The organism is Aquirufa beregesia (genome assembly GCF_011090385.1).
Taxonomy (GTDB): Bacteria; Bacteroidota; Bacteroidia; order Cytophagales; family Spirosomataceae; genus Aquirufa; species Aquirufa beregesia.
This window is the reverse complement of record NZ_SEWW01000015.1, coordinates 1-10,716: the sequence shown is the minus strand read 5'-3', so window position 1 is coordinate 10,716 and position 10,716 is coordinate 1. Positions and strand designations below refer to the sequence as shown.

Here is a 10,716-nt window from a genome sequence, read left to right as displayed (position 1 = left end):
TTAATGCGACAGGTAATTCACATGAATTATCGGTAACGGTATTGCCAGCCACTTTCAGTAAATTAGTGGTGAGCTTGGCGAGTCCACAAGTGAATGGCACAGCCTTTACGGGAACCAATACTTTAACGGCCCAAGATGCTTATGGAAACACGGTAACTAGCTTTAATGCGAACGCGAATAATATTACAGTAAGTACAAGCCTAACAGGAAGCATTAGTGGATTGTCCAATGGTGCCGTGATGAACAATGCGGTAGATTTCACTAGCGGAGTAGCGAACTTAACTAGCTTAGGTTTGACCTTCACCGGAACCTCAGGTACAGGAACATTTACCTTTACCCCAGCGACAGGAACTGCAGTAACAAGTTCCAGTATCACGGTGAATCCGGGTACAGCTACGAAGTTTATTGTAACAGGAACAGGTACGCAAACAGCAGGAGGAAGTCAGACTATCACGGTTACAGCTAAAGATGCCAGTGGAAATACGGCTACTGGATATACGGGAGATAAATCGATCGTATTATCAGGAGCCAATAGTTCAACTAACCCAAGCACAGCAGCAACAGCACGTGATAAAGATCTTGCCGATATTAATTTTGGCACAGCGACTGTTGTAACCTTTAGCAATGGTGTTGGAACAGCTTTAGTGAAATTGTACAAAGCAGAAACTGCACTATTAGTGGCAACACAAGGTGCAGTAACTACTTCAGGTGCTAATCGCCTAAGTGTAGCTGTGTCAGCAGCAACATTAGATAAATTGGTAGCTAATTTGGCAAGTCCACAAACCAATGGAACAGCCTTCACTGGAACAAATACCTTAACGGCACAAGATGCGTATGGTAATACCGTGACTACTTTTGCTGCTAATACCAATAATGTTACGGTTACTAGTACGTTAACAGGAACCATCAGTGGATTAGGTTCAGGAACAAATAACGTACTAAACCAAGCAGGAGACTTTACCAGTGGTGTAGCTGACTTAACTAGTTTAGGTTTGAAATTCACTGGTACCGTGGGAACGGGTACTTTTAGTTTTGCAACGGCTAGCGGTGCCACAGGTACTAGCGGCAATGTCACTATAAACACAGGATCTGCGACTCGTTTAGTGATTACAGGAACCAGCACGATTACAGCGGGTACTAGTCAAACCATTACGTTAACGGCTAAAGATGCCCAAGGAAACACGGTTACTTCTTATGCAGGAGTAAAAGCTTTGACCTTCTCAGGAGCCAATGTTTCCCATAATCCTCAGACAGCACCAACTGTAGGTGGTATTGATTTTGGAACTAGTACGAATGTGACATTTACGAATGGGGTTGCTACGGCATCTATGGTATTATATGCGGCTGAGGTAAGTAATATCGTTGCTAATGATGGAAGTATAGCTTCATCTGGGGCAGATCGATTGACCGTCACGGTTAATTATAGTACGTTAAATAAATTTGAAGCATCATTGACTACCCCACAAACCAGTGGAGCGGTCATTACAGGAGTAAATACTATTACGGCAGAAGATGCATACGGAAATGCAGTCTTAACATTTGATGCCTCAACAAACAATGTAACAGCCACGACCAGTTTAGGCGGAGCTATTACAGGCTTATCCGGAGTGGATAAATTGACGAGTAATACGGATTTTGTCAATGGGGTAGCGGATTTGACCGGTAAATTAATTTATACAGGTACCTCAGGATCTGGTACTATTACCTTTACTTCTACCACAGGAGGAGCCACAGGCTCATTCAATGGAGTGATTAACCCAGGTGCGGCTACTAAATTTGTCGTTACAGGTAGCGGTACAGAAACAGCTGGTCAAGCTCAAACCATTACCATTACCGCAAAAGACGCCAGTGGCAATACGGCTACAGCTTACACAGGAACTAAATCCGTGACATTTACAGGTGCAGCGAGTTCTTCTAATCCCGTAACAGTTCCAACTGTAGGAGGAACTAATTTTGGTACAGCCACCAATATTTCGTTTAGTAATGGTGTGGCTACTGCCAGCATGGTTTTATACAAGGCTGAAACAGTCAATGTAGTGGCTACGCAAAGTGCCATTACTACATCTGGAGCGGATCGTTTAGGTGTACTAGTGGCTGCATCACCGTTCAGTAAATTTGTGGTAAGTCTAACAAGTCCACAAACCAACGGAGTAGCCTTTACTGGAACCAATACCTTGACGGCCCAAGATGCTTATGGAAATACTTCCTTATATAATGCGTCTACCAACCCCGTTACCGTTACTACTTCTTTAACAGGAACTATTACCGGTCTATCGGGAACGAATATTTTAAACAGTGCAGGTGATTTCACTGCTGGAGTAGCGAACTTAAGTTCAAGTTTGATTTTCTCAGGAACTGTGGGAACAGGTACATTTACTTTTACCCCTACCACTGGTACTAGCGTTACTAGTTCCAATGTAACCGTTGGTTCTGGCGCAGCGACTAAATTCGTGATAACAGGATCAGGAACACAAGTGGCTGGTGCTACTCAAACCATGACCATCACTGCCAAAGACGCGAATGGTAATACAGCTACGGGTTATACCGGAAATCAAACTTTGACTTTCTCTGGTGCAAGTTCTTCTGCTAATCCAGTGACAGCACCTAATGCTACAGATAATACGAGTGCAGCCATTGATTTTGGAACTGCTACCACCATCGCCTTTACAAGCGGAGTAGCTACATCGGATTTGAAATTGTACAAAGTAGAAACGGCTAACATAGCGGCAAGCGCAGTTGGTATCAACGCTTCTACAGGTGGTGACCGTTTGACCGTAGTGGTAAGTCATGGAGTAGCCACTAAGTTTACCGTGAGTTTAACCAGCCCTCAAAACTCAGGTACAGCCTTCACGGGTACCAATACCTTAACAGCATATGATGCTTATGGCAACGTAGCAACGACCTTCAATGCTTCGGCTAATGTGATTACGGTAACTTCTTCATTGACAGGTACAATATCTGGATTAAATGGATCTAATGTATTAAATAATGCAGCAGACTTTAGCACAGGTGTAGCTAATTTAAGTAGCAAATTGACCTTTACTGGAACAATAGGAACGGGCACATTTACCTTTACTCCGGCCTCAGGTACACCAGTGACTAGTGGAAGTGTAACCATGGGTGCAGGTACTGTGATACGTTTGGTTGTGACTGGCACGGGAACTCAAACAGCTGGAGGTACTCAATCAATTACTATTACTGCGAAAGATGCTAATGGAAATACAGTAACGACCTATACAGGGGATCACGATGTTACTTTTGCTGGAGCTAGTTCTTCAACTAATCCAGTGACTGTGCCAACAGTAACAGATAAAACAGCGGCCGCTGTGAATTTTGGAACTGCCACCACCATGACCTTTACTGCTGGAGTTGCAACGGGTAGTATGGCCTTGTATAAAGCGGAATCGACATTCATTACGGCTAGTGCCACGGCCATTTCAGCTTCCACAGGGGGAGATCGTTTATCAATTACTGTTAGTCCAAGTGTAGGTGCCAAATTTACGGTAAGTTTAGCGAGTCCTCAAAACTCAGGTATAGCCTTCACGGGTACCAATACCTTAACAGCTTATGACTTCTGGGGTAACGTAGCCACAGGTTTTAATGCGGCCACGAATAACATGACGGTTACGTCTACATTAACAGGAACAATTAGCGGTTTAACAGGAACCAATAAATTAAATAATGTAAGCGATTTCACCAGCGGTGTTTCGTCCATAGCTGGTTTGACTTTTACTGGAAATACGGGAACAGGAACATTTACGTTTACTCCAGCATCAGGAACAGCAGTAACAAGCTCGAACGTGACGATTAGTGCAGGAACGGTGAGTAAATTGGTCATTACGGGTACAGGTTCACAAACAGCTGGGGCTGCACAGACCATCACCATCACAGCTAAAGATGCAGATGGTAATACAGTGACGGGTTATTCAGGAGATAAGACCTTGACTTTCTCAGGAGCAACAAGTTCAGTGAATCCTGTTACAGCTCCAACGGTTACCAATAAAAATTCAACTGCCATTAATTTAGGTAGTAATACCATAGTGACTTTCACTAATGGGGTGGGAACAGCTTCTATGATTTTGTATAAAGCTGAATCAGCACTTGTTTCTGTGACCGATGGAACGGTTAGTTCTTCTGCTAATGAAGATAAATTGAGTGTGGCAGTAAGTGGAGCTACTGCTTCTAAATTGGTGGCAACTAGCTTATCACCAGCTTACCCAACGATGGGGTCTAACAATGCAACTTTGAATGCTTTGGTACAAGATACATATGGTAACCAAGTCAATGTAAGCACCAACACAACCTTACAATTGGGCTTAACCATCGGTGGTGTAGATAAAACAGATAAATTGGTTCGAACCACTTCAGGTGGCGTATTATTGAGTAATCCTGTAACAGTGACAATCAATGCAGGAAGTAGTTCTTTCTTGATTGATTATTTAAGATTTACAGAATCAACTCGAAATACTCCATTGTACACATATAACAATAATGCGATTGTAACGACCACGGCAATTTCGGGAATGGGTTTGACAGCTAGTTCAACAGGCTCGTTTACCATTACGGAAGGTGCGATTTATCAACCAACTTCTAGTGGAAACTGGACATCCGTAGGATGGGAAGTGTCCAATGACGGTGGAACTGTGTTTAGTGCAAGTGTTGCTCCTACTCAAACATCTCAAGGAGAATATGATATTGTTAAAATACCAACAGGTATTACAACTACTTTAAATACCAATATTGAATTATATAGTTTAATTATAGATGGGGTCTTTGACTTACCATCTGGAAGTACATTAACGTTAAAACTTGCTTCAGATCCGATAGCGGCAAATAATATTCACACACAAGGTACATTCAAAAACTCTGGAGGTACTTTTGTGAAAGAATTGGGAACAGAATTATTAGCCTTCCGTGGAGGTACTTATGAGCATGCTAGAAATGGTGGGGTGATTCCAGCATCTACTTGGACAAGCAATGCAGGTGCAGGAACCCATGCTTTATTAAAAGTAAACGGAATTACGAATACGGCATTAACCGGAGGTTTGGATCAGAACTTCATGAATGTAGAATGGAATAATGCTTCTCAAAGTGTGACCCAGACATTGCATGGAAATATCAGTGTATCTCAAAACTTTAATTTAGCAAGTGGTGATTTGGCTATTGGAGCTAATACATTGACTTTAGATGGTTCTATGTCGACCATTACTGGAAATTTATTAGGTAGTTCAAGCTCGAATTTGGTGGTGAATACCACCTCAGGAACTCCAACTTTCAGCTTCAAATCGGGCTCACGTCAATTAGGAAATTTAACCGTCAATACTGCGTCAGGCATAGCCTTGGATTCTGATGTATTAATCAATGGTACTTTGACATTCCAAAATGGAAAAGTGGTAACCAATGGTGGAAACATCTTGACATTAACCAGTGGAGCAAGTATTACAGGAGCTAGTAGTGCTAGATACGTCCAAGGTAAATTGGCTAGAGGTATACCTCAAAACTCCAGTACCGTGAATTTCCCAATTGGTGATTCAGGAAACTATGCACCTTTAAGTTTATCATTTGCTGGAAGATCGGGTAATTTAACCATTACTACATCTACCACTGTTCCAGGTTCAGCTCCGGCAGTAGGTTCAGGTATTAGTCAGTCCAAATACATCAATCGTTATTGGACGATTAATGACTTAGACAATACTTCAGGTGCGTATAGTTCATTGGATGCAACCTTGAATTATGTAGGAGGAGATGTACAAGGAAGTGCCAATACGGCAGCTATCATTGTAAGAAAAAAATTAGGTGATGTGTGGTCAATAGGTAATGCAGGAACCAGAACAGGTACATCCGTTCAAAGTTCAGGATTTACTTCATTGGGCGATTTTTATGCAGGAGAAACAGCAGGAACTAACAAGTTTGTGATTAATGCACCAGCCAATATCGCAGCTGGTACACGAGCAGCTTATACTGTTTCTCGTCGAGATATAGCCAATTTATCCAATACTGTAGGTGCTCAAACCGTATACTTATACAATTCGGGTGGTACATTCCATAGTACAGCGAGTAATGGTAGCATCATTACTTCGGTGAATATTGCGGATGGAGACTCAATTGCTAATTTCTGGTTTAGAAATACGTTGGCGGGTAATTATTCTGTGACAGTTTCAGATGCAACACCTAGCGCCGACGGAGCTACAGGAATTTTAGATGCATCGGATAATATAACGGTTAATCCTGCGAGTGTGGATGCCGCTATCTCTACTTTATTACCTACATCTGCTAGTATCACTGCGGATGGTGCAAGTACTCAAGTATTAACAGTTAGAGCTAAGGATGCCTTTGGAAATAATTTACTTGCAGGTGGATCCACAGTTACCATCACCAAGCTTTCTGGAACAGGCTCAATTAGTATCGTTAATGACGGAGGAAATGGAACTTACACTGCTACAGTAACGGCAGCTAGTGCTGCGGGTTCAGGGGTATTTGTAGCGACTATCGGTGGAGCTGAAGTGAAAAGTGGTTCAGGTGTTCAAACAGAGGCCACGGTGACTTATGTTCCAGGAGCAATTGATGCAGTTGTTACTACTTTAACACCAACTAGCGCATCTATTATAGCGGATGGATTGACGACTCAAGTATTAACCGTTACCGCCAAAGATGCCAATGGAAATAATATAGGAACTGGCGGGGCAACAGTTACGATTACTAAACAATCTGGTTCAGGAAGTATTGGAACTGTGAGTGATGCTGGTAATGGTACGTATACAGCTACGGTAACTTCACCAACCACTGCTGGATCAGGCGTTTTCATTGCCACGATCGGTGGAACAGCTGTGAAAAGTGGAGGAGGATCTCAAACTCAATCTACCATCACTTTCGCTCCTGGTGCAGCTACCAAATTGGTGGTAACAGGTACAGCAAGTCAAACTGCAGGAGGTACTCAAACCATTACTATAACGGCGAAAGATGCTAATGGAAATACAGCGACGACATATACAGGTTCCCACACCCTTACATTCTCAGGTGCAGGAAGTTCCTTAAGTCCAAGCACAGCTCCAACAGTTGCGGGTACTAATTTTGGTACTGGTACCAGCTTAACATTTAGCAATGGGGTTGCTTCGGCATCCATGAGATTATACAAGGCTGAGGCGGCTACTGTTTCTGCTACCGATGGAACAATTTCATCGAGTGGAGCCGATCGTCTTTCTGTCACCGTTAGCCCAAGTACCCTAAGTAAATTTGCCGTAGACTTAACTTCTCCTCAAATCAATGCAGTAGCTTGGACAGGTGTAAATACCATTACGGCTCAAGATCAATATGGAAATACCGTTACGGATTTTGATGCATCTCAAAATATCATTTCAGTAACTGGTGTACCTGATGTTGGCATAGTAATCTCAGGTTTATCTGGTGGAAATGTGTTGAATTCTGCCGCTGATTTTGTGAATGGGGTATCTAATTTGACCAATAAATTAACCTTAACAGGTATTTCAGGAACAGGAGCATTGGTATTTACTTCAGCTTCTGGAGCTACAGGTACAGATTCAGGTGATCTCTTACCGGGAGATGCCACCAAGTTTGTGGTTACAGGAAATACAACACAAACAGCGGGAAATGCTCAAACCATTACCATTACCGCTAAAGATGTTTCTGGCAATACTGCCACAGGATACACAGGAAGTAAATCCATTATATTCTCAGGTGCGGCAAGTTCATCTAGTCCTGCCACAGCTCCAACCGTTGCAAGTACGGATTTTGGAACTGCAACTAGCTTAACCTTTACCAATGGTGTGGCCACAGCTTCCATGGCACTTTATAAAGCAGAATCTGCTGTCATTGTAGCTACTCAAGGAGCCATCACTACATCGGGAGGGGATCGCTTATCCATCACAGTGGGTGCAGCGAGTTTCTCTAAATTATCGGTTAGTTTAACTAGTCCACAAGTAAGCGGTGTATCATTTACGGGTACTAATAATTTAACAGCATTAGATGCTTATGGAAATACGGTTACAACTTTCAATGCCGCATTAAATCATATTACAGTAACGACTAGTTTATCAGGAACGATATCTGGTTTTGTTGGAGGTGATGTGATTTTAGCATCCGAGCGATTTGTCAATGGAGTAGCCGATATTTCTGGCTGGTTAAAATATACAGGAGCCGTAGGTTCAGGTACATTTACTTTTACTCCTGCTACCGGTACAGCAGTTACTAGTTCATCCATCACGATTAATTCAGGTGCTGCTACGAAGTTAGTAGTGACCGGAACGGGCACCCAAACGGCAGGTGCTGCTCAAACAATCACGGTTACCGCGAAAGATGCGAGTGGAAATACGGCGACTGCTTATACAGGTTCTCATACGATTACTTTCTCTGGGGCGAATAGCTCAGACAGTCCAGCCACAGCGCCAACCGTTGCGGGTACCGATTTAGGAACAGGAACAAGCTTGACCTTTACGAATGGGGTAGCGACAGCTTCCATGGTATTGTACAAAGCCGAATCTGCTACTATTGCCGCCACAGACGGATCAATTGTAGCTGCTGGTGCTGATCGTTTATCGGTAACGGTTTCTCAGGCAAGCTTCAGCAAATTAGCGGTGAGCTTGGCGAGTCCACAAGTGAATGGCACAGCCTTTACGGGAACAAATACCTTGACGGCACAGGATGCTTATGGTAATACGGTAACAAGTTTCAATGCTTCGGGAAATAATATTACCGTGACTACTAGCCTAACAGGTAGCATCATCGGATTGTCTGGAACGAATAAATTAACTAGTGGTGCAGACTTCACCAGTGGAGTTGCGAATTTAACTGGCTTAGGTTTGACCTTCACAGGAACCTCAGGTGCAGGAACATTTACCTTTACCCCGGCCACTGGAACAGCTGTGACTAGCTCTAGTATTACAGTGAGTGCAGGAGAAGCCACGAAATTGGTTGTAACCGGAACAGGCACACAAACAGCAGGGGGAAGTCAGACTATCACGGTTACAGCTAAAGATGCCAATGGCAATACAGCCACGACATATAGTGGAACGAAATCGATTACCTTCTCAGGAGCAGCTAGCTCAAGTAGCCCAGCTACCGTACCAACAGTAGCTAGTACCAACTTTGGTCAAAGTACGAGCATGAGCTTTACAAGTGGTGTAGCCACTGCGAGCATGGCATTGTACAAAGCAGAAAGTGCTACGATAGCCGCTACCGACGGGACCTTGTTGGCAGCAGGAGGGGACCGCTTATCGGTAACGGTTAGCCCAGCCACTTACAGTAAATTGGCGGTTAGTTTAGCAACCCCTCAAGTGAACGGAGTAGGCTTTACTGGAACGAATACCTTAACGGCACAAGATGCCTATGGAAATACGGTAGCTAGCTTTGATGCGAGTGCGAATAATGTGACAGTAACAACAACCTTAACAGGAGCCATCACGGGATTATCAGGCACGAATAAACTAAGTAGTGCCGGTGACTTTACAGCCGGCGTGGCGAATTTGACGAGCCAATTGATTTTCACAGGAACAGTAGGAACAGGAACCTTTACTTTCACCCCACAAAGTGGAACAGCGGTAACCAGTGGAACGGTACAAATAAATTCAGGAGTAGCCAATCACTTGATGATCACGGGTAATGCGAGTCAGAATGCTGGCGAAGCCCAAACGATCACGATTCGAGCGGTGGATGCGAGTCATAATACAGCCACAGGATATGCAGGAAGCAAGAGTTTAACTTTCTCAGGAGCAGCTAGTTCTAGTAGCCCAGTGACGGTAGCGACAGCGAATGGAACGAACTTTGGCACAGCGACCAGCATTGTCTTTACGAATGGAGTGGCAACGGCTTCTGTGGTCTTGTACCAAGCAGAGAGTGCTTTGATAACAACGACCGATGGAACGATTAATGCGACAGGTAATTCACATGAATTATCGGTAACGGTATTGCCAGCCACTTTCAGCAAATTAGTGGTGAGCTTGGCGAGTCCACAAGTGAATGGCACAGCCTTTACAGGAACCAATACCTTAACGGCCCAAGATGCCTATGGTAACCCAATAACAAGCTTTAATGCTTCGGGAAATAATATTACCGTGACTACTAGCCTAACAGGTAGTATCATAGGATTGTCAGGAACGAATAAATTAAATAATGTAGCAGACTTCACCAGTGGAGTTGCGAATTTGACTGGCTTAGGTTTGACCTTCGCAGGAAATGCAGGTGCAGGAACATTTACCTTTACCCCGGCCACTGGAACAGCTGTGACTAGCTCTAGTATTACAGTGAGTGCAGGAGAAGCCACGAAATTGGTTGTAACCGGAACAGGCACACAAACAGCAGGGGGAAGTCAGACTATCACGGTTACAGCTAAAGATGCCAATGGCAATACAGCCACGACATATAGTGGAACGAAATCGATTACCTTCTCAGGAGCAGCTAGCTCAAGTAGCCCAGCTACCGTACCAACAGTAGCTAGTACCAACTTTGGTCAAAGTACGAGCATGAGCTTTACAAGTGGTGTAGCCACTGCGAGCATGGCATTGTACAAAGCAGAAAGTGCTACGATAGCCGCTACCGACGGGACCTTGTTGGCAGCAGGAGGGGACCGCTTATCGGTAACGGTTAGCCCAGCCACTTACAGTAAATTGGCGGTTAGTTTAGCAACCCCTCAAGTGAACGGAGTAGGCTTTACTGGAACGAATACCTTAACGGCACAAGATGCCTATGGAAATACGGTAGCTA

General features: G+C 43.8%; 1 protein-coding gene. It reads left to right on the top strand.

All coding sequences use genetic code 11. The annotated features are described in order from the left end of the window. Positions 1-10,716: beta strand repeat-containing protein (locus EWU23_RS13660; protein WP_166233161.1), on the top strand; the 10,716-nt coding region annotated here is incomplete at both ends.